The organism is Curtobacterium sp. 18060, assembly GCF_902706105.1.
Lineage (GTDB): Bacteria > Actinomycetota > Actinomycetes > Actinomycetales > Microbacteriaceae > Curtobacterium.
Window position 1 is genome coordinate 1 of record NZ_CACSJV010000117.1, and the last position, 455, is coordinate 455.

Annotated in this window: 1 pseudogene; it reads left to right on the forward strand. The window is 38.5% G+C overall.

Features of this window, described 5'->3' with window-relative positions:
• Positions 1-23: 23 nt before the first annotated feature.
• A pseudogene (locus GVL05_RS19825) lies at positions 24-455 on the forward strand (glutathione ABC transporter ATP-binding protein); the annotation flags it as partial.

Sequence of the window (455 nt, forward strand, 5' to 3'; positions counted from 1 at the left end):
TGCGTCAACGTGTCATGATAGCAATGGCATTGATTTTAAAGCCACAAATTTTAATCGCAGATGAACCAACAACGGCATTAGATGCCAGTACACAAAATCAATTACTGCAGTTAATGAAGTCCCTTTATGAGTACACAGAAACATCTATTATTTTTATCACTCACGATTTAGGCGCTGTGTATCAATTTTGCGACGATGTGATTGTAATGAAAGATGGAAGTGTCGTTGAAAGTGGCACGGTTGAAAGTATTTTTAAATCGCCACAACATACCTATACAAAACGCTTAATAGATGCGATTCCTGATATTCATCAAACGCGTCCGCCAAGACCGTTAAACAATGATATTTTATTAAAATTCGATCGCGTGAGCGTGGATTACACATCACCGAGTGGCAGCCTATACCGAGCAGTTAATGATATTAACTTGGCTATTAGAAAAGGCGAAACATTAGGC